Genomic DNA, 20,160 nt, shown 5'->3' with positions numbered 1-20,160 from the left:
AAATTTACCAGTCTTGAAAAAAATACTTTTCCTATTTCTAATTATTGGAGTAGCCTCCTGCAAAAACAATTCAGATAGTCAAACTTCTAAAGCACAGGAAGGTAGAAAGATGCCTATTGAAAACGCTAAAGGTTTCAGTATAATTAAGTTTGAGGGATACAGTCTACTTAGCGTGAATAGGCCATGGCCGGAAGCTAAAGATGATTTTGTATATCTGCTAAAAGAGAAAAATGCTGAAATCCCCGAAGACCTGAAGTTTGACCAGGAAGTTGAAATACCGGTTCAGAAAATAGTAGTCACCTCCACCACTCATATTCCTGCTCTCGAAGCTTTGGATGAAGAAAATACACTTATGGGATTTCCGGGCCTTAATTACATCTCTTCTGAAAAAACTCGGGCATTAATTGATAAAGATTCGATATCAGAATTAGGACAGAATGAAAATATAAATACGGAAGTTTTAATAGACCTTTCCCCAGATGTGGTCGTGGGTTTTGCCATAAATGCCTCCAATAAAAGTTTTGAAACCATTCAAAAAACGGGAATACCGGTGGTCTATAATGGAGACTGGACAGAATTAACGCCTTTAGGCAAGGCAGAATGGATAAAATTTTTCGGAGCCCTGTATGGAAAACAGGAAAAAGCCGAAGAAATATTTCAAAATATAAAATCTGAATACAACGCAGCTAAGGAGCTCGCGAAATCTGCGGGTTCCCAGCCAAAAGTCATTAGCGGCTCTATGTATAACGATCAATGGTATATGCCCTACGGCAATTCATGGCAGGCTCAGTTCATCAAAGATGCGAATGCCAATTATTTGTATTCTGAAACCAGGGGTGACGGTAGTCTTTCCCTTTCTTTTGAAAGCGTTTTAGAAAAAGCAGAAGATGCTCAATTTTGGATAAGTACCGGCCAGTTCACTTCTTACGAACAACTCTTCAATGAATCTGATCATTATAAAAGATTTAAAGCCGTTCAGAACAAAAATGTATATAGTGTGAGCCTGTCTAAAGGAGCTACAGGCGGAATTATATTTTATGAATTAGGACCACATAGACCCGATCTAATTTTAAAAGATCTCATCACTATTTTTCATCCTGAAATTTTAGAAGATCACGATCCTGTATTTTACAAAGCCTTAAATTAATGCTGAACCAGAAAAAATATACGCTTGCTATAATTTTACTGTTTCTGGCAGTTGTGGTCACAGCCCTGCTAAACATTAGCCTGGGTTCTGTAAACATTCCTATTCAGGAGGTAGCATCCTCTCTCTTTGGCTTTAAAGTGGAAAAAGACACCTGGCGGTATATCATTCTTAACTATCGCCTTCCCAAAGCTATTACGGCAATCATTACAGGTTCCGGACTTGCGGTGAGTGGGCTACTAATGCAAACTCTCTTCCGAAATCCTTTGGCAGGCCCTTATGTTCTGGGCCTAAGCAGTGGTGCAAGTCTTGGAGTCGCCATTGTTTTTATGGGTGCTTCTTTATTCGGCGCTTCATTTGCCGGAATTCTATTATCTGAATGGAGCCTGGTGGTAGCTTCCAGTCTTGGAAGCTTAATGGTATTGTTCGCTGTAATCCTGGCCTCCATACGCTTAAGGGACACTATGGCCATATTGATCATAGGATTGATGTTTGCCAGTCTTACGGCTGCTATCGTAAGCGTACTGGCCTATTTTAGCCCCGCATCAAAATTACAACAATATGTCTTTTGGTCCTACGGAAGTTTGGGAGACCTAAGCTGGGATGAAGTATTAATCCTTGGATTGTTCTGGTTCGTGGGTATATTGATAAGCATCGGCAGCATTAAGAATCTTAATTCCCTCCTCTTAGGGGAGCATTACGCCCGAAGTTTAGGTACCAATATTAAAAAAAACCGGTTTATGATCATTATTGCTACCAGCTTACTGGCCGGTAGTATTACCGCTTTTGCAGGCCCCATAGCCTTTGTTGGTCTTGCAGTTCCCCATTTAATCAGACAAATCATACCATCAGCAAATCATATCACCCTGGTTCCGGCAGTTATATTTGGCGGAGCTATTTTAATGCTTATTTGTGATATTATTGCTCAGTTGCCTGGAAGTGAATTCAGTTTACCCATAAATGCCATAACTTCAATAATTGGAGCGCCGGTAGTAATCTGGTTATTGGTGAGAAAAAGAAAATTCAATTTTTAAGTGAGCTCAAAAAATTCAAATAAGGTTCTCAAAACTGAAGACCTAACAATAGGTTATAAAAAGAAAAGCCACCGGGAAATTGTAGCTTCAGGAATAAATATTGAGATAAATGCAGGAGAATTGGTAGCAGTTATCGGAGTGAACGGATCCGGAAAATCCACTTTACTTAAAACTTTAAGTGGAATCATACAAAATATTGATGGAGAGATTTTTATATCTAATAACTCTCTTTTAAATACCACGCCTGACAAACTGTCAAAATACATAAGTCTGGTTTTAACCGAACAACTGCTTTCAAAAAACCTGAGTGTAATTGAACTGATTGCTTTAGGCAGGCAACCTTATACCAACTGGATTGGAAGCCTCACCAAAAGAGACCTAAAACAAATAATGTATGCCATTCAATTGGTGAATATTGAGGAGATTAAAAATAAGAAATGTCATGAATTAAGCGACGGCCAGTTTCAAAAAGTCTTAATTGCCCGAGCACTTGCCCAGGACACCCCACTTATTATTTTAGACGAACCCACCACGCATCTCGATCTTTACCATAAGGCCTATGTTTTAAAGTTGCTTCAGAAATTAAGCAGGGAAACCAATAAAGCAATCTTATTTGCTTCCCATGAGATTAATCTTGCTTTGCAGCTATGCGATAAACTCGTGATATTAAAGGATAAAACGGCATTATTTGGAACACCGGCAGAGCTTATTGAAAACGGTGCTTTAAATGATCTTTTCCCAAAGGAACTGATTCAATTTGACAGCAAGACTTCCAGTTTTAAAATAAAATAGAAAAGACCTTCAATTTTTGCACTACTCACTTCTCTAAAATTCTTAAATAAGTATCTTTGAGAAAATCGCCAATTTCATGAATGAATACCTTCTTATCTCTCTTATTTTTTTAGTTGCTTTAGGAATCGGTGTTTATATTGGGAAGCTTATCTCGGGTCTAAAATCTAAATCTGAAACCGGAATTCTGGAAGAAAAAAATAATCAACTTACACTTCAAATAGAAGAACTTAAAAATCAATTAAGCAGTAATTTAGAAAAACAAAAAAATGAATTGCAGGAATTAAAAAAGGAAGCTAATGCCGATCTTGAAAAGATTGAAAAAGAGCGGGAAGCTATCAGGCAGGAGAAAGAAAGTATCAGTATTCAGTTAACCCGAAAGATTTCTGAATTCAATAATCTACAGGAAAGAAATGAAGAACAGAAAGCGGAAGTTGAAAAACTTCAGGAGAAATTCACAAAAGAATTCGAAAATCTCGCCAATAAGATATTAGATCAAAAATCAGAAAAATTCACCAGTCTCAATAAACAGAATATTGAAAATATCCTTGACCCTCTAAACAAAAAGATCAAAGAGTTTGAAGAAAAGGTTAGTTTAAGCAATACCGAATCGGTGAAAAGACATGCTGAACTCGGGGAAAAACTAAAGATACTTAATGAGCAAAACACCAGAATAAGTAAAGAAGCGACCAACCTTACCAAGGCTTTGAAAGGCGATACCAAAATGCAGGGAAATTGGGGAGAAATGGTGTTAGAAAGAGTATTGGAAAGAAGCGGATTGCAGAAGGACAGCGAATATTTTGTTCAGCAAAGTTTTAATACCGAAGAAGGAAAAAGGGTAATGCCCGATGTAATCATCCACCTTCCGGGAGATAAGAAAATGGTGGTAGATTCAAAAGTCTCGTTAAATGCTTATGAACGCTATATTAATGAACCAGAGGAAAACGAAAAGAAAGCGCACCTTAAGAATCATTTGATTTCAGTAAGAAATCGTGTGAATGAGCTTAGCAATAAAAATTATCATTCCCTCTATCAGATGGAAAGCCCCGATTTTGTACTTTTATTCATCCCAATTGAAGCCGCATTTGCGATTGCATCTAACGAATATCCCAATCTTTATAGTGACGCCTTTGAAAAAAATATCATCATTGTAACCCCTACTACGCTTTTAGCAGTCCTAAAAACCATAGATAGTATGTGGCAGAATGAGAAGCAAAAGCAAAACGCTATAGAAATTGCCACTCAGGCAGGCGCCTTATATAATTCTTTCACCAATCTAACCGATGAATTGCTGAAGATAGGAAGGCAAATAGGAACTGTTCAGAATTCGTATGAAGGGGCGATGAAAAAACTTACCGGAAAAGGTAACCTGGTAAGAAGGGTTGAAAAACTAAAAAAACTGGGAGCGAAAGCCAGCAAACAACTAGATCAAAAATTAATAAACCGTGCTCAAATCGAGGATGAAGAAGAACCTGAAAACGAAACTTTAAACTTAAGATGAAAAAAAACATACTATTAATTTTAGGCCTTACATTTTTCCTTGGCAATGTAAATGCTCAGGATATTTATTTCCCAAAGTCGGGAGAATGGCAGGAAAAGTCGGCATCAACATATAAATTGGATCTTTCTGAAGTTATTGAATTTGCTAAAACAAATGAATATTCAGAATCTAAAGATTTAAGACAGGTAATTTTAAAAGGTTTTCAGCATGAGCCTTACCATGAAATTTTGGGACCCACCAAAAGAAGGGGTGGTCCCGCCGGTATTATCCTGAAAAATGGATATATCGTTGCCAAATGGGGTGATACAAAAAGGGTGGATATGACCTTTAGTGTTACTAAAAGTTTTCTTTCTACTGTGGCACTCCTGGCGAAAGATCAAAAACTGATCTCCGATTTTAATGAACCCGTGATTAATTACGTATGGGACGATACTTTCGAAGGGGATCATAACAGTAAAATCACCTGGGAACATCTGCTTCAGCAAAATTCTGACTGGAGTGGGCAGCTTTGGGGCGGATTTGATTGGGCAGACCGTCCGCCACGTGATCAAAGTATTGACGAATGGCGCTCCCGTGAATTACATGAACCGGGCACACATTATAAATATAACGACGTTCGCGTAAATGTTCTGGCCTATTCTTTATTGAATGTTTTCAGAAAACCCCTACCCCATGTTCTGAAAGGAAATATAATGGATCCTATTAACGCGTCTACCACCTGGAGATGGTTTGGCTACGAAAACTCTTGGACTACCATAGATGGTTTTAAAATGCAATCTGTGAGTGGCGGAGGGCATTCCGGTGGTGGAATGTTTATAAATACCGAAGATATGGCCAGATTCGGACTTCTTTTTATGAATAACGGCAAGTGGGAAGATAAAGAACTAATTTCCCAGGAATTGATCCAGGAGACCATGCAGCCTTCTACTACAAATCCTAATTATGGTTACATGTGGTGGCTGAATTCCGAAGGGGACCGGCATATGGAAAATATGGAAACCGATATTTTTTATGCAGCTGGTTTTGGAGGAAATTTTATCGTAGTAGATCAAACAAATAATCTGGTCATAGTAACTCGCTGGCTGGAGCCTTCCAAACTGGAAGAATTTCTGAATCTTATCTATAAGAATATATAGAATGAAAAAAACCTTAATTTATATACTTGGCGGAATATTTATACTATGGCTTTTATATTATGCCTTCATCTATTTTGTGCCATATAGTGAAGGAACGCGTAGTGGAGAATTGATCAAATTCAGCCGGAAAGGGGTTGTTTCAAAAACCTGGGAAGGTGAGATTAGTCAGGGTATTAGTGGTGCCCAGATTTTTCAGTTTTCTGTACTCGACGATAATGATGAGGTTATTAAGGATTTGCAGCAATATGAGGGGGAGTATGTGAAGCTCACTTATATTGAACGATTTTCAACATTTTTCTTCTGGGGTGACACCAATTATTTTATAACCGACGTGGAAAAATCAGAAAGTCCACATTTTAGAAGATAAATATGCAAAAGCAATTCAAAGATATTAAAGAAAGTCAGGTAGTAATTTCAGAATTAATGCTTCCCTCCCATTCCAACTTCAATGGGAAAATTCATGGCGGTTATATATTATCACTTTTAGACCAAATCGCTTTTGCCTGCGCATCTAAACATTCCGGAGCCTATTGTGTTACGGCAAGTGTGGATACCGTTGATTTTCTAAGGCCCATTGAAATTGGGGAATTAGTCACTATGAAGGCTTCCGTAAATTATGTAGGCAGAAGCTCTATGGTAATAGGCATTCGAGTGGAAGCCGAGAATATCCAGACCGGTGCTAAAAAACACTGTAATTCTTCCTATTTCACGATGGTTGCAAAAGATGACAAAGGAAATTCCCTGGCGGTACCAGGACTTATTTTGAAAAATAACGATCATATTAGGCGCTTTGCCAAAAGTATCAAAAGAAAAAGCATGAAGACAAACAGAGTGCAGGAGTTTCATGAAACAGATTTTTCTTCAGAGAAATATCTTCATATTCTCGAGGATCATAAAGCTAAAATTCAGCTTAATTCTTGAGGTCCTTCGGCTTTATATTTGCCATTTTCATTGCTATAGGTATTGCCTATTTGTTTCCGCAGGGAATCAGTTTACTTCCCTTCAAAACATTCACAGACATAGGAATAGGCTTAATTTTCTTTTTTTACGGATTAAAATTAAAGCCATCAGAATTCAGGGCAGGATTATTGAATTATAAGGTGCACATCGTAATACAATTAACGACCTTTATTTTATTTCCCCTGCTATGCCTACTATGTCTGCCATTATTTGAAGAAGGACTGGAATCTAATCTTTGGATCGCCTTATTCTTCCTTGGAACACTCCCTTCCACCGTTTCTTCTTCAGTAGTAATGGTGGCACTGGCAAAAGGAAATTTACCCACCGCCATATTTAATGCCAGCCTTTCAGGATTAATAGGAATTATTGCGACTCCGCTTTGGATTGGTTTTATCCTCGAAAAAACTACCGATTTTGATTTCTTAATTGTATTGCAAAAACTTTGCTTACAAATCATCCTTCCATTAGCACTGGGATTACTTCTGCAAAGATATTTGGGACCTATCGCCAGGAAATATTCAAAACAGTTAAGCCTGCTGGATAAAACCACTATTATCCTGATCATTTATTCAAGCTTCAGCAAATCTTTTACTTCAGAGCTTATCAAAGCTATAGCATTAGAGGATTTACTAAAAATGGCCGGTCTTATAATCATCCTATTTTTTATGGTCTTTTTCGGACTTGGTTATTTTTCAAAAATGTTGGGCTTTAATACGGAAGACAAAATAGCCACCCAGTTCTGCGGAACGAAAAAATCCCTCGTACATGGTTCAGTTATGATGCGGGTAATCTTTGGAAGTTCGGCTAATTCAGGTTTATTACTCTTACCAATTATGCTTTATCACTCCACCCAACTGATCCTCGTAGCCTGGTTTGCTGAAAAATATAGAAAAAGAGGAATCAGCAAATAACATTTTAGCTATTTTTAGAATAAAAAAAGATAATGAACAAACCCGTTTATTTTGTTTTTATAATATTATTTATCATTTCGTGTAATGACAGCAAGAAACAAAAAGAGATTTCTAAAGAAGCTGTTCAATCCATAGAAGTTTCAAAAAATATAAGATGTTATGGTTATTCGAAAGACAAAGACACGATATATTTAAAGGTTACCAATCTTGAAGATTCTCTGGTAGAAGGGAATTTAACCTACAAACTCTCCGGAAAAGACCGCAATCAAGGTGATTTTAAGGGTAGATGGAAAGGAGATAGTTTGTTCGCCGATTACGAATTTGATTCTGAAGGAAGCCGTTCAACGAGGGAAATATTTTTCTTTAAAACAGATTCTGGTCTCGTGGAAGGCTACGGCCCCGTAAAAGACACTCTGAATAAGGTTATTTTTCAAAAACACAGCACCCTTATTCTGAATGAGAATATTTTATTGAAACCAATCAACTGCGATTAAGAATTAAGATAGATCGCAATCTCTGCCAGGTTTATTGTGAACAATATCCAGCCAGCAATCAGTAATAAACCGCCAAGCGGAGTAACGGGCCCTAAAAACTTCAGTTTTTTTCCCTGAGAAGAACTCCAGGTGAGTCCGTAAATACTGAATGAGAAAAGAAAAACCCCTATTATAAAACACCAGCCCATCACGATCTCCATTGTAGTAAGAAAAGGAAAAGTAACTCCGCAAATGATCAAAATGAGGGCATGGTACATTTGATACTTCACACCTGTTTCAAAACTCTTTAACTGATCTTCAGAAAACTTATTTTTTAAAGCATGCGCACCAAAAGCCCCAAGGATGATAGCCAGAGTGCCATATAAACCTCCTATAATTAATACAAGTTCTTTCATTTTCTAAATAATAAAAGTCATTCCAATTGAAAAGAGATAAATCATCATTTATAGATTTCTCCTTTCAGCCGAAATGACTTTGAGTTATATTCAATGACCCCTATTTACTCAGATACATTTTTCTTCTTGAGTAGAGTTCGTAAAATTCATCATCCTTTAAACTGTCTATAAAAAGAATGCTCTCCCCGGTACTTTTCATTTCTGGGCCGAGCTGTTTATTCACGTTATAGAATTTATTAAAAGAAAATACCGGTTGTTTTATCGCATAACCTTCCAGCCTTGGATTGAAATTAAAATCTTTCACCTTTTTCTCTCCAAGCATCACTTTGGTAGCATAATTTACGTAAGGTTCCTTATACGCCTTCGCGATAAAAGGCACCGTTCTGGAAGCTCTTGGATTCGCTTCAATAATGAAAACTTTATCATCTTTGATCGCAAACTGTATATTGATCAATCCAACGGTATTAAGTGCTAAGGCAATCTTTTTGGTATGATCTTTTATCTGCTGCATTACAAGATCGCCAAGGTTGAAAGGAGGTAAAAGTGCATGGGAGTCACCGGAATGAATTCCGCAAGGCTCAATATGCTCCATTATCCCAATGATATGGATGTCTTCCCCATCACAAATAGCATCAGCCTCAGCTTCGATAGCGCCATCCAGGTAGTGATCAAGTAATAATTTGTTATTAGGTATCTTACGTAGAAGATCTACTACATGTTCTTCCAGTTCATCTTTATTAATAACGATCTTCATTCCCTGCCCACCTAAAACGTAAGAGGGCCTCACCAGAATAGGAAAATCTAATTCATCTGCCAGTGCCAGAGCTTCATCGGCATTTTCAGCGGTTCCAAAATCCGGATATGGAATATCATTTTCCTGGAGCAATCTGGAGAAACTTCCCCGATCTTCGGCAAGATCCAGCGCTTCGTAACTCGTTCCCATGATCTTAATTCCATACCTGTCAAGCTTTTCAGCCAGTTTAAGAGCAGTTTGACCTCCAAGCTGAACGATCACTCCTTCAGGCTTTTCATGTCTTATGATATCATAGATATGCTCCCAGAAGACAGGTTCAAAATATAATTTATCGGCAATATCAAAATCTGTCGAAACCGTTTCAGGATTACAGTTTATCATGATGGTTTCATAACCACATTCTGATGCCGCAAGAACCCCGTGCACACAGCTATAGTCAAATTCAATTCCCTGTCCTATTCTGTTAGGTCCTGAACCAAGGACAATTATTTTTTTGCGGTCCGAAACCTGACTTTCATTTGAAGTATAGAATTCACCATCCTTTGAAAGAATTCCTTCTTCAAAAGTGGAATAATAATAAGGAGTTTCCGCTTTAAATTCTGCAGCACAGGTATCCACAAGCTTATAAACCCTGTTTACTCCTAATTCCTCCCTTTTGTTGTACACATCGCTCTCCAGGCAATCCAGCATATGAGCTATCTGCCTGTCTGCAAAACCTTTTTGCTTGGCTTCCAGCAGAAGGTCTTTAGGGAGATTATTGATATCAAATTTTGATATTTCTACATCCAGTGCATGAAGTTCTTCATATTGTTTTAGGAACCACATATCAATTTTCGTGATTTCGTGTATCCTGCTCAAAGGAATCCCCATTTGAATAGCATCATAAATCACAAACACCCTATCCCAACTGGGATGGGTTAATTTATCAATAATTTGGTCGTAATCTGTATAACCTTTGCCATCGGCACCGAGTCCATTACGTTTAATTTCTAAGGACTGAGTTGCTTTGTGAAGGGCTTCCTGAAAAGATCTTCCAATTCCCATCACTTCCCCTACAGATTTCATCTGAAGACCAAGTGTTCTGTCAGACCCTTCAAATTTATCGAAATTCCACCGGGGAATTTTCACTATCACATAATCCAGGGATGGTTCAAACAATGCGGAAGTAGATTGCGTAATTTGATTATCCAGTTCATCCAGATTGTAACCGAGGGCTAATTTAGTGGCAATTTTTGCAATAGGATATCCGGTTGCTTTAGAAGCTAATGCGGAAGATCTTGATACACGCGGATTAATCTCTATAGCGTAAACATCCTCATTTTCGTCTGGACTCACCGCAAACTGAACATTACAGCCGCCGGCGAAATCACCAATACTTCTCATCATCTTAATCGCCATATCCCGCATCTTCTGAAATGCCTTATCACTTAAAGTCATTGCAGGAGCAACGGTAATGGAATCTCCGGTATGGATTCCCATGGGATCCATATTTTCTATAGTACAAATGATCACCACATTATCATTACGATCACGTAGTAATTCCAATTCATACTCTTTCCAGCCTAATAAAGCTTTATCTATAAGTACCTCGTGTATTGGAGATGCTTCTAAACCACGGGAAAGCATTTCATCAAAATCCTCTGCACGATGAACAAATCCTGCTCCACCTCCTCCAAGTGTGTAAGAAGCCCTGATAACAAGTGGATATCCGAATTCCTGGGCTACTTCTTTACCCTGCAGGTAGGAAGTAACAGTTTTAGCAGGTGCTACTGGAATATCAATTCTTCCCATCAACTGCTTAAACTCTTCCCTATCTTCACAAATATTGATAGCATCAATATCAACACCTATAAGTTTTACATTAAAATCGTTCCAGATACCTTTTTCATCAGCCTCGATACAAAGGTTTAAAGCCGTTTGACCTCCCATTGTAGGCAAAACAGCATCAACTTCCGGATGCTCCTTTAAGATCTCAATGATAGATTTTGTAGTTAATGGCTTCAAATAGACATGATCTGCCATAGAGGGATCTGTCATGATGGTTGCCGGATTTGAATTAATTAGAATGGTCTTTATTCCGTCTTCCCTTAAAGAACGAAGGGATTGAGTTCCGGAATAATCGAATTCACAGGCCTGGCCAATAATAATTGGACCTGAACCTATAATTAGAACGCACTTGATGTCTTTGTTTTTAGGCATGATAATGAGTTGTATTCGCTTTAAGTTGTGTTTGCAGTAAAATTAAGAAGCGTTTAGATATAAAAAAAGGCGTTACTCAAAAAGTAACACCTTTATTATTTTAGATAATGAAAATCATTAATGTTTGTGTCTGTTTTCAGAAGATACAGATAATTTCTTTCTACCCTTAGCTCTTCTTCGCGCAAGGACTTTTCTTCCGTTTGCACTTGCCATACGCTCCCTAAAGCCGTGCTTATTTTTTCTTTTCCTCTTAGATGGTTGAAACGTTCTTTTCATTGTGAGTATCTTTTATCTTCTGTAAATTCGTTTTGTCTGTCTTTAAAACTGCGTGCAAATATACAAAGCTTTTTAAGTACTGCAAATACTAATTTGAAATAATTTCTAATTGTTTTTATTACCTTTGCCGCCTGGAAAAATGAAGACTCAAAATGTTCAATAAAAATTTCAAATTAGTTTTAGCCGGCCTAATCATTGCGACAGCAATCTGGCAGTTTATCGAAGGTAATATAGGTAACGGTATATTTCTCTTATTACTTTCGGGAATTTTCATATTCCTATATTTCAAAAACGAAATGATCCTTTTAGCTTTTCTTAGACTAAGAAAACAGGATTTTCCCGGCGCAAAGAAATGGCTGGATAGAATTAAGGATCCTGAAAAAGCTTTGGTAAAAAAACAACAGGGATATTACTGGTATCTTCATGGTCTAATGGTTTCCCAAACCAATATCACGCAGGCTGAAAAGTTCTTTAAACGCGCTCTTCGCTTGGGTCTTTCCATGGATCACGACCTTGCGATGGCAAAACTGAACCTGGCCGGGATCGCTATGACGAAAAGAAGAAAAAGAGAAGCAACCACACTACTTAATGAAGCTAAAAAGCTTGATAAACATGGCATGATGAATGATCAAATTCGAATGATGAAAGAGCAAATGAAGAAAATATAGCTTTTGTTATTAACATTTTAAGAACATTTTCTCTTTTAACTAATAAATAGGTACTTCACCGAAAATTTTTCTCTGCAATCCTTTCCTGGTATACTTTTGCGCAAACCAACCCCAAAGATTGCATGAAAAAACTATTACTAGTTTTTCTATTTATCGCCCCTTCCGTTTTTTCCCAGCAAGAGAACTTGCAGAATAAAAGTTATTTTACTGAAAAGCTTTATATGCACCTTTCCGATTACAACAAGAAAGCAGATTTAGCATATAGATTTAACGATTACGAAAAAGGAAAACAACTTTTTGAAGATTTTACCAATACGCATTTGGAAGGAGCCTATATGGATAACTTTAAATTTCAGGGCCTTAAAAAAAATGTTGTAAATCTTTACGATTATAAAAAATCTGTATTCCTCATAACTTACGCCTCCTGGTGTATTCCCAGTAAAGGAGAAATCCCTGCAATAAATGAACTGGCATTAGAATATAAAGATAAAATCGATTTTATCGTTTTATTCTGGGACAAGAAAGAAAAGGTAAAGGAGTTAGCTGAAAAGTTTTCTTCCAATATTTCTGTGGTTTATGTAGATGAGTCAAAAAACCAGGGAGCTTATGTCGTTAGACAATTAAAACATTCCCTTGGTCTACCTACCTGTTTTCTTCTTGATGAAGACAAAAAGATCATGGATATTAGAAGAAGTGTGTTCCCCCCTATGCAAACTGAAGAAGAAACAGCTTACCGCGAAAATTATATTGCCTTAGAAGCTTCCATCTCGAAAAACCTTGTAAAGGAATATGAGGAAGTCTATGCCGACAATGTTCAGGTGGATTAATTCTACTTACTATTTGATTTCAGGATAATATCCTTCTTCCGGAATATCTATATAATAAGTTTTCCTGGAAGCATTTTTAAGATGATCATCCCTTAACCAGGGATTATGAACCTTTAAAATTTTATAGTTGATCCCAAAATTTTCTGCGAAATCCGGAAAATATGTAACCACCGTATCCACTTTTACTTTTTTTACCGGAATGTGTGTATATAAATCACTTTCATTAAAACTGAAACCATATTTTTCAGGATTCGTCATAATTTCCTTAACTGCAAGAATCCGAAAAACATATCTGCCGGTTTCCTCTCCTAACAACAAATCATAATACTCCCCTACTTTCTGTCTATCCAATTGTTTATCCACTCCATAATGACCCGCATTATAAGAAGCTGCTGCCAGTGTCCAGGAACCAAACCTTGCCTTGGCTTTCTTTAGATAATCGGCTGCTACGCGTGTGGATTTTTCAATATGATATCGTTCATCTACATTCCCGTTAATTTCCAGCCCATATTCTTTACCTGTACTTTCTAAAATCTGCCAGAACCCAACGGCTCTTGCTGGTGAAACAGCATGGGTCAACCCACTTTCAATAACCGCCAGATATTTAAAATCATCTGGAATTCCTTCCTCTTTTAAAACAGGCTCAATCACAGGGAAATATTTATGCGCTCGTTTCATCAACAGTAGTGCGTTCGATTGCCAGTATGTATTTACTAAAAGTTCCCGATCCATTCTTTCATAAATATCAGGATCGTTTAACGGAACAGATTCTCCAGCGAATTCCAGATCTTCAGGCATTGGTAATGCCTTAATTTTATAAGTATCAGCAACACTTTCATCATCAATATTATCAGCAGTTCTATTCTTCATAGCAGCTTCCGGCTGTTCTTGCTGTACTGCATTAATACTTACCGCGCACACAGTGAACAAACCAACGATAAGTAATCCATTCTTTAAAATTTTCATAGCTATTTAATTAACTTTTTCGTTTTTTCTTTCTTGTATTTTTCCTGTTAGGATTAATTCTGGCAGATATTCATTAAACCATTTAAACCTATTGATGATCATAATATGGGTTCCACCCGGAACTACAATAGCATTATCCATATTTTTTATTGGAAACACTTCATCCTTATCTCCATGGATATGAATCACCTTTTCATCAGGCCTTTCGCATGTCCAGTTCACCATATTTTTAATCGCCCAATCCAAATATTTTTTATCTGTAATAGAAATATACTGCTTATATAGTTTAGCTCTCTTTTTGAGGAAATCACCAAAGGCAAACTTTTCAAAATAATCTTTATAACTCGCAAGACTCGTTGGTATGATTCTAAAAAGACCTGTCCTCGATGCAAATTTCATCCTTGAAGGTAATTCACTACTACATTTAACGCTCGAAATAATAATAAGTCTATTTACCTCAAGGTATTTCGCCATTTCCTGAACAATTATCCCGCCAAATGATACTCCTATTAAGACAATATCTTGATGATGTACATGTCTTAGCATTCTTTTTACATAATTCTGCAGGCTTTCATTATTTTCAGGAATCTTCCATTGCAACAAATGTATTTCAAAGATATCTTCGGGTAATTTTATATATTCAAAAATCGCCGAATCGGTAGCCATTCCAGGCATTAAATATACATGTCTACGCTTCTGCTCCTGTCTCATTTTAACAAGTATATAACAAAGAATCCTAGCATTAAATTGTAAATTGAACAATCAAAATTACTGCTTAAAACCTGACTTTCAAATTTACGAATCACAAAAAATGGAGAAAGTATTACATCCCGCAAATAGACGGGGTAAAGCCAATCACGGATGGCTTAACGCTAACTATTCTTTCAGCTTTGCAAATTTTTTTGATCCTGAAAAAGTACAATTCGGTCTTTTAAGGGTACTGAATGATGATTATGTACAATCTGGAATGGGATTTGGCACTCATCCACATAAAAATATGGAGATCATTTCTATTCCTTTAAAAGGAGAGATAAGACATAAAGATTCCATGAACAATAGCGCAGTGGTCAAAGCAGGTGAAGTACAGGTGATGAGCGCTGGCACCGGAGTGGAACATAGTGAATTTAACTCTTCACAGGAGGAATTAAATATGCTTCAAATATGGATTTTTCCTGAGAAAAATGATATAGAACCGCGTTACGATCAGAGAAATTTTTCAGAATTACTGGATTCTAATCAACTTATTAATGTGGTAGCTCCAAAAACTGACCAGTCAGAAAATTCGTTATATATAAACCAGCAGGCTTATTTGCATCTTGGTAATTTTCAGCCTGGCAAAAAAATTGACTACCATCTGAAAAGTGAAAATAACGGAGTCTATGTTTTTTTAATTGAAGGTGAAGCAAATTTTGAAGAGACTATCCTAAAAAAACGAGATGCCGTGGGAATTTGGAACACTTCTAAAATATCCCTTGAGTTTAACAACCCATCAAAGGTGCTTCTAATTGAAGTGCCTATGAATTAAATCTATTAGAAATGAGTGATGAAGAGATGATTATTACAGACAATGAGTTTCTAAGACAATTCGAAACTCGCATTAATGATGAACTGGCAATCATCGAATATTCTCAACAGGAAAGAAAAATATTTTTAACAAAATTGAGAATGCCTGAAAACAGTGAAGACAAACAAGAAGATTTTATCAAAGCAGTTCTTGCTGAAATTAAGGAGCGTAACACCCGGGTAGTCCCCACCAGTCCAGAAATTGCCAGTTTTATTAGAAAAAACAGAAGAAAATATAAAGATCTTTTGCCCGTGGGCATCAATATTTAAACCAAGGCTGGTTCGGTTAATTCTTCAAATCTTACCAACCCGTCCTCATCGATTTTTGTCAGTTTAATTTTCTGAAGAGTATTTATTTTTTCAGGATTCCACGGTGCCTTTACTTTTACATAGTTTTCAGTGAATCCATGAATATAACCTTCTTTATTCTCTCCTTCGAATAATACCGTACCAGTATTTCCTAACTGACTTTCATAAAAAGCACGTCTTTTCTTAGCAGAAAGACCTCTTAACATTTTACTTCTTTTCTTCCTTACCTTCACTGGAACAACACTCTCCATTTCAGCTGCCGGTGTATTGTCCCTTTCAGAATAAGTAAATACGTGCAAATAAGAAATATCCAACTCACTTAGGAAATTATAGGTTTCCAGAAAATGTTCGTCAGTTTCACCAGGAAAACCTACAATTACATCAACTCCTATACAGGCATGGGGCATAACCTTCCTAATCCTTTTCACCCTGTCTACATAAAGATCACTCATATATCTACGACGCATAAGTTTGAGGATTTCATCGCTCCCGCTTTGTAACGGAATATGAAAGTGCGGTACAAAAGTTCTGCTTTCAGAAACAAAATCTATAGTTTCGTTTTTGAGCAAATTTGGCTCAATAGACGATATACGCAGTCTTTCAATACCCTCTACTTCATCTAAAGCTTTTACTAAATCTAAAAAAGTATGTTCATGCTTTTTATTTCCGAATTCCCCTTTACCGTAATCTCCTATGTTCACGCCGGTAAGTACAATTTCCTTGATCCCCTGTTCAGAAATTTCAGAAGCATTATTCAACACATTCTCCAGCTTATCACTTCTGGAGATACCTCTGGCTAACGGAATCGTACAATAAGTACATTTATAATCACAACCATCCTGAACTTTCAAAAAGGCCCTGGTCCTGTCTCCTATGGAATAAGAACCCACATAAAAGTCGGCCTCATTAATTTCACAGGAATGCACTTCGCCAAAGTCATTTTTTGTGAGATCGTTAAGGTAGTCTGTAATCTTAAATTTCTCTGTAGCTCCTAAAACCAGATCTACACCGTCTACAGCAGCCAGTTCTTCCGGTTTTAGCTGGGCGTAACAACCAACAGCTACCAAAAAAGCATTTTCATTAACTTTCTGTGCCTGTTTCACAATAGTTTTAAATCTCTTATCGGCATTTTCGGTTACCGAACAGGTATTGATCACATAAATATCTGCTTTTTCAGAAAAGTCTACACGTTTAAAACCTTCGTTCTCAAAAGATCTTGCAATTGTTGATGTTTCTGAAAAATTCAGCTTACAACCGAGGGTATAAAATGCGACTTTCTTAGTTTCCATAGCCTGATTTATTGATAACCAATTTGCAAATTGGGCTGCAAAGATACCAACTAAAAATGTTTCTATAAAATGAGGCTTTTTTTATTACCTTTAAAAGATCATAATTCAATAAATAGCTATGAATTTGGGAAGTGCCAATAGCGCTGAAATTAAAGAAAAATCCAGCAGGTATGGCAATAAAAATAGTTTAGAATCAAATTCAGATTCAGGTTTTCAGAGAATATTGCAAAAGGGACGTTTAACAGAGGAGGATCTTGAGCGCTTTCAAGCCAATATCTTAAAAGCACATAAAAAAAAGCATTATAAGGTCCTGGTAATTTCTGCTTTGATCTTTCTAAGCCTTGGAGTGCTTTTCTTATTTATTAAACTCTAATTCTTTCTCCATTTAGCCGAATAATCAAAAACATTTGTAAGGATCTTTCGATCTTCTTCGGTTAATTGTACCTCTCTTCGCTGCATTACAAGTTCTGCTGTTTCAAGAGCTTTCTCAAGCTTATAGGTACTGGTTCCTGCACTACCTCCCCAACTGAAACCGGGAACGAAGTTACGGGGAAAACCACTGCCAAAAATATTTGCACTCACCCCAATAACAGTTCCGGTATTAAACATGGTATTAATGGCGCATTTACTGTGATCACCCATCATTAAACCACAAAACTGTAGACCTGTTTTTGCAAAATTTTCAGATTTATAATTCCACAACCTCACCTCTGCATAATTATTCTTCAGGTTGGAATTATTTGAATCGGCGCCTATATTACACCATTCCCCCAGGACCGAATTACCCAGGAAGCCATCATGCCCTTTATTACTATTCTCAAATAGCACTGAATTATTTATTTCTCCGCCAACCTTACATGCAGGTCCAATGGTGGTAGCTCCATATATTTTAGCACCAAGTTTAACCATAGCTCCCTCACATAAAGCAAAAGGACCGCGAATCAAAGAACCTTCCATAACCACAGCATCCTTACCTATATAAATAGGACCATCAGAAGCATTTAAACTACAATTTTCCACTATCGCACCTTCCTCTATAAAAACATTACCAGCCGCTTTTACAAAATTTGATTCGTGGATAGCCTGAGATTTTCTATTTTGAGTAATTAACCTAAAATCTGATTCGATAGCTTCTCTGTTTTTAGAAAATATATCCCAGGTATGTGCTACTTTTAGAGTTTCTACTTCTGTTTCTATAGTTTCAAACGAATTCAAATCAACTTCAGAATTCCCTTGCTGAAAGTAAGCTATAGTATCCTCATTTTTTGCAACCAACTTCTGATTCTCCTGTAAAGATTGAATACTTTCAACTAAATCTTTATTCGGAATAAAGGAAGAATTAATAAAAATATTCTTTTCACCTATTATAATTGGCCATTTACCACTAAGATAATCTTCGGTTTTGGTGGAAGTTTGATTACCCAACATTTTCTCCCACTTTTCACGAACAGTTAGAATACCTATTCTAATATCTGCAACGGGCCGGGTAAATGTAAAGGGCAAAAGATCATCGCGTGATGAACCATCGAAAAGAATGTAATTCATTGTATTTAAGATTTTCGCAAAATTAAGAGTTCCTGAACAAAACCAAAGGCTTTATTATACAAAACAGTAAAATAAAAAAGCCGCTGATGAGCGGCTTATATATCTTAAAAAATAAAAGAAATTATTATTTCTTCTTAAATTTTGAATATTTGTTTTTGAATTTATCAATTCTACCAGCACTATCCACAAGCTTGGTTTGCCCGGTATAATATGGATGAGAAGTTCTGGATATCTCCAGTTTTACCAACGGGTATTCAGTTCCGTCAACTTCAATACTTTCTTTTGTCTTTGCAGTAGACTTTGTGATAAACACATCTTCATTAGACATATCTTTAAAAGCTACTAATCTATAATTTTCCGGATGGATTCCCTGCTTCATCGCTTTGATCTTTTAATTTTCGAGGTGCAAATTTAACTAATTACTCCTGAACTACAAATAAATTTGGAAAAATATTTAATTGAATTCAGAATGTAACGTTTTACTATATTTGTTAACTAACTGCTAAATTAATCAAACTTCAACTAACCTATGGAAAAATCTTCTAAAAAACTAGCTACCAGTTATGGCGTATATCTTGGAATCGCTTTAATTCTCATTGCAGTACTCATTTATGCTTTTGACATTTCGTTGATGACCGAATGGTATTTAATGGTAATCAATCTGATTTTAATTATAGTACTCGCCACCATGGCTGTAAAAAAAGCCAAAGATCTTAGCACATCACTTTTTACATTTAAAAATGCATTCTCTAACTATTTCCTTACTGTGGTAATTGGTCTTTTTTTGGCGACTCTTTTCAGTTTGATTCTCTTTAATGTTATTGATCCTGAAGCCGCTGAAACCCTTAAAGAACTCACTATGGAGAAACAGGCTGCAATGTTTGAGAATTTTGGTATGACAGAAGCTCAGATCAACGAAGCTATGGTTCAGATGGAAAAAGAAGAAACTTTTTCTTTAAAGAATATAGGAATTAGTTTTGCATCTCAACTTGTATTTTTTTCTATAATTGGCCTGATAATAGCTTTAATTTTTAGGGAAAAAGACACCACAAACGCATAATTTATGCAGATATCGGTTGTAATACCACTTCTTAACGAAGAACAATCTCTGGTAGAATTATATAATTGGATCGTAAAAACCTTACGATCCAATTCCTTTTCTTATGAGATCATATTTATTGATGACGGCAGTACCGATGGTTCCTGGCGAACTATAGAATCCCTTGCTAAGGCCGATGATCGCGTAAAAGGGATCCGTTTTAATCGCAACTACGGAAAATCCCAGGCCTTACATGCCGGCTTTCTAAAAGCCCAGGGAGAGGTAGTGATCACGATGGATGCCGATCTCCAGGATAATCCGGAAGAAATCCCGGAGTTATATAATATGATCATAAATGAAG

The 20,160-nt window shown here is 36.7% G+C and carries 24 protein-coding genes; 16 read left to right on the top strand and 8 right to left on the bottom strand.

The features are described from left to right. Positions 1 to 13: 13 nt before the first annotated feature. The 9 genes from Q1K34_RS11670 to Q1K34_RS11630 all read left to right on the top strand — a co-directional run bounded on the left by Q1K34_RS11670 (position 14) and on the right by Q1K34_RS11630 (position 7,969). Positions 14 to 1,147, top strand: a complete 1,134-nt coding sequence (locus tag Q1K34_RS11670; protein WP_300438879.1) for an ABC transporter substrate-binding protein — start codon at positions 14 to 16, stop codon at positions 1,145 to 1,147. Next, positions 1,147 to 2,178 carry an iron ABC transporter permease gene (locus Q1K34_RS11665; RefSeq protein WP_300438876.1) on the top strand — a complete coding sequence of 344 codons (1,032 nt, stop codon included), beginning with the start codon at positions 1,147 to 1,149 and terminating at the stop codon, positions 2,176 to 2,178. The genes Q1K34_RS11670 and Q1K34_RS11665 overlap by 1 nt, the downstream gene beginning before the upstream one ends. After that, the gene (locus Q1K34_RS11660) at positions 2,179 to 2,970 is read left to right on the top strand and encodes an ABC transporter ATP-binding protein (protein WP_300438874.1); all 792 of its coding nucleotides are present in this window, start codon (positions 2,179 to 2,181) and stop codon (positions 2,968 to 2,970) included. A gap of 76 nt (positions 2,971 to 3,046) precedes the next feature. Further along, entirely contained in the window at positions 3,047 to 4,468 is a 1,422-nt protein-coding gene (rmuC, locus tag Q1K34_RS11655) for a DNA recombination protein RmuC (RefSeq protein ID WP_300438871.1), read from the top strand. After that, positions 4,465 to 5,604 (top strand): serine hydrolase, encoded by a 1,140-nt coding sequence (locus Q1K34_RS11650; RefSeq protein WP_300438868.1) that lies wholly within the window; start codon positions 4,465 to 4,467, stop codon positions 5,602 to 5,604. The genes rmuC and Q1K34_RS11650 overlap by 4 nt, the downstream gene beginning before the upstream one ends. Before the next feature lies 1 nt (position 5,605). Continuing rightward, positions 5,606 to 5,971: a 6-phosphogluconate dehydrogenase gene (locus Q1K34_RS11645; RefSeq protein WP_300438866.1), complete on the top strand. Its 366-nt coding sequence runs from the start codon at positions 5,606 to 5,608 to the stop codon at positions 5,969 to 5,971. Between the two features lie 2 nt (positions 5,972 to 5,973). Then, positions 5,974 to 6,525 carry an acyl-CoA thioesterase gene (locus Q1K34_RS11640; RefSeq protein WP_300438864.1) on the top strand — a complete coding sequence of 184 codons (552 nt, stop codon included), beginning with the start codon at positions 5,974 to 5,976 and terminating at the stop codon, positions 6,523 to 6,525. Then, complete coding sequence (locus Q1K34_RS11635) at positions 6,522 to 7,475, top strand: bile acid:sodium symporter (protein ID WP_300438861.1); 954 nt, start codon at positions 6,522 to 6,524, stop codon at positions 7,473 to 7,475. Before Q1K34_RS11640 ends, Q1K34_RS11635 begins: the two co-directional genes overlap by 4 nt. 32 nt (positions 7,476 to 7,507) lie before the next feature. Continuing rightward, complete coding sequence (locus tag Q1K34_RS11630; protein WP_300438858.1) at positions 7,508 to 7,969, top strand: hypothetical protein; 462 nt, start codon at positions 7,508 to 7,510, stop codon at positions 7,967 to 7,969. Here Q1K34_RS11630 and Q1K34_RS11625 read toward each other — a convergent pair. The 3 genes from Q1K34_RS11625 to rpmH form a co-directional block, all read right to left on the bottom strand. Continuing rightward, positions 7,966 to 8,364, bottom strand: a complete 399-nt coding sequence (locus tag Q1K34_RS11625; protein ID WP_300438856.1) for a DUF423 domain-containing protein — start codon at positions 8,362 to 8,364, stop codon at positions 7,966 to 7,968. The genes Q1K34_RS11630 and Q1K34_RS11625 overlap by 4 nt on opposite strands. A gap of 100 nt (positions 8,365 to 8,464) precedes the next feature. Beyond that, complete coding sequence (gene carB / locus Q1K34_RS11620; protein WP_300438854.1) at positions 8,465 to 11,317, bottom strand: carbamoyl-phosphate synthase large subunit; 2,853 nt, start codon at positions 11,315 to 11,317, stop codon at positions 8,465 to 8,467. A gap of 117 nt (positions 11,318 to 11,434) precedes the next feature. Further along, positions 11,435 to 11,593 carry a 50S ribosomal protein L34 gene (gene rpmH / locus Q1K34_RS11615; RefSeq protein ID WP_011708966.1) on the bottom strand — a complete coding sequence of 53 codons (159 nt, stop codon included), beginning with the start codon at positions 11,591 to 11,593 and terminating at the stop codon, positions 11,435 to 11,437. A 152-nt stretch (positions 11,594 to 11,745) separates the two neighbouring features. Between rpmH and Q1K34_RS11610 the strand changes: the two genes are divergently transcribed. Together Q1K34_RS11610 and Q1K34_RS11605 are read left to right on the top strand one after the other, a co-directional pair. After that, positions 11,746 to 12,261: a DUF2892 domain-containing protein gene (locus Q1K34_RS11610; protein WP_300438851.1), complete on the top strand. Its 516-nt coding sequence runs from the start codon at positions 11,746 to 11,748 to the stop codon at positions 12,259 to 12,261. 122 nt (positions 12,262 to 12,383) lie between these two features. Beyond that, a complete protein-coding gene (locus Q1K34_RS11605) occupies positions 12,384 to 13,088 on the top strand; it encodes a TlpA disulfide reductase family protein (RefSeq protein WP_300438848.1) in 705 nt (234 codons plus the stop codon). Between the two features lie 9 nt (positions 13,089 to 13,097). On the opposite strand, the gene Q1K34_RS11600 is transcribed toward Q1K34_RS11605, so the two are convergent. Beyond that, a complete protein-coding gene (locus Q1K34_RS11600) occupies positions 13,098 to 14,054 on the bottom strand; it encodes a lytic transglycosylase domain-containing protein (RefSeq protein ID WP_300438846.1) in 957 nt (318 codons plus the stop codon). A 6-nt stretch (positions 14,055 to 14,060) separates the two neighbouring features. Continuing rightward, positions 14,061 to 14,765 carry an alpha/beta hydrolase gene (locus tag Q1K34_RS11595; protein ID WP_300438843.1) on the bottom strand — a complete coding sequence of 235 codons (705 nt, stop codon included), beginning with the start codon at positions 14,763 to 14,765 and terminating at the stop codon, positions 14,061 to 14,063. A gap of 100 nt (positions 14,766 to 14,865) precedes the next feature. Between Q1K34_RS11595 and Q1K34_RS11590 the strand changes: the two genes are divergently transcribed. Together Q1K34_RS11590 and Q1K34_RS11585 are read left to right on the top strand one after the other, a co-directional pair. After that, entirely contained in the window at positions 14,866 to 15,579 is a 714-nt protein-coding gene (locus tag Q1K34_RS11590; protein ID WP_300438841.1) for a pirin family protein, read from the top strand. 11 nt (positions 15,580 to 15,590) lie between these two features. Continuing rightward, complete coding sequence (locus Q1K34_RS11585) at positions 15,591 to 15,887, top strand: N-acetyltransferase (RefSeq protein WP_300438837.1); 297 nt, start codon at positions 15,591 to 15,593, stop codon at positions 15,885 to 15,887. On the opposite strand, the gene mtaB is transcribed toward Q1K34_RS11585, so the two are convergent. Next, a complete protein-coding gene (gene mtaB / locus Q1K34_RS11580; RefSeq protein ID WP_300438835.1) occupies positions 15,884 to 17,215 on the bottom strand; it encodes a tRNA (N(6)-L-threonylcarbamoyladenosine(37)-C(2))-methylthiotransferase MtaB in 1,332 nt (443 codons plus the stop codon). The two genes, Q1K34_RS11585 and mtaB, sit on opposite strands and share 4 nt — an antisense overlap. Positions 17,216 to 17,333: 118 nt before the next feature. Here mtaB and Q1K34_RS11575 point away from each other — a divergent pair, with 118 nt between their 5' ends. Further along, a complete protein-coding gene (locus tag Q1K34_RS11575; protein WP_300438833.1) occupies positions 17,334 to 17,588 on the top strand; it encodes a hypothetical protein in 255 nt (84 codons plus the stop codon). Here the strand turns inward: Q1K34_RS11575 and Q1K34_RS11570 are convergent. Beyond that, positions 17,585 to 18,760 carry a GlmU family protein gene (locus tag Q1K34_RS11570; RefSeq protein ID WP_300438831.1) on the bottom strand — a complete coding sequence of 392 codons (1,176 nt, stop codon included), beginning with the start codon at positions 18,758 to 18,760 and terminating at the stop codon, positions 17,585 to 17,587. The two genes, Q1K34_RS11575 and Q1K34_RS11570, sit on opposite strands and share 4 nt — an antisense overlap. Positions 18,761 to 18,884: 124 nt before the next feature. Continuing rightward, the gene (locus Q1K34_RS11565) at positions 18,885 to 19,139 is read right to left on the bottom strand and encodes a type B 50S ribosomal protein L31 (RefSeq protein ID WP_108171751.1); all 255 of its coding nucleotides are present in this window, start codon (positions 19,137 to 19,139) and stop codon (positions 18,885 to 18,887) included. Positions 19,140 to 19,289: 150 nt separating this feature from the next. On the opposite strand from Q1K34_RS11565, the gene Q1K34_RS11560 reads away from it, so the two are divergent. Further along, positions 19,290 to 19,820: a DUF4199 domain-containing protein gene (locus Q1K34_RS11560; protein ID WP_300438828.1), complete on the top strand. Its 531-nt coding sequence runs from the start codon at positions 19,290 to 19,292 to the stop codon at positions 19,818 to 19,820. A gap of 3 nt (positions 19,821 to 19,823) precedes the next feature. Beyond that, the coding region (locus Q1K34_RS11555; RefSeq protein ID WP_300438826.1) for a glycosyltransferase family 2 protein at positions 19,824 to 20,160 on the top strand (337 nt) is incomplete at its 3' end.

It is taken from the genome of Christiangramia sp., from assembly GCF_029937855.1.
Taxonomy (GTDB): Bacteria; Bacteroidota; Bacteroidia; order Flavobacteriales; family Flavobacteriaceae; genus Christiangramia.
The sequence above is the reverse complement of the archived record's forward strand: the minus strand, read 5'-3'. Positions and strand labels throughout refer to the sequence as shown.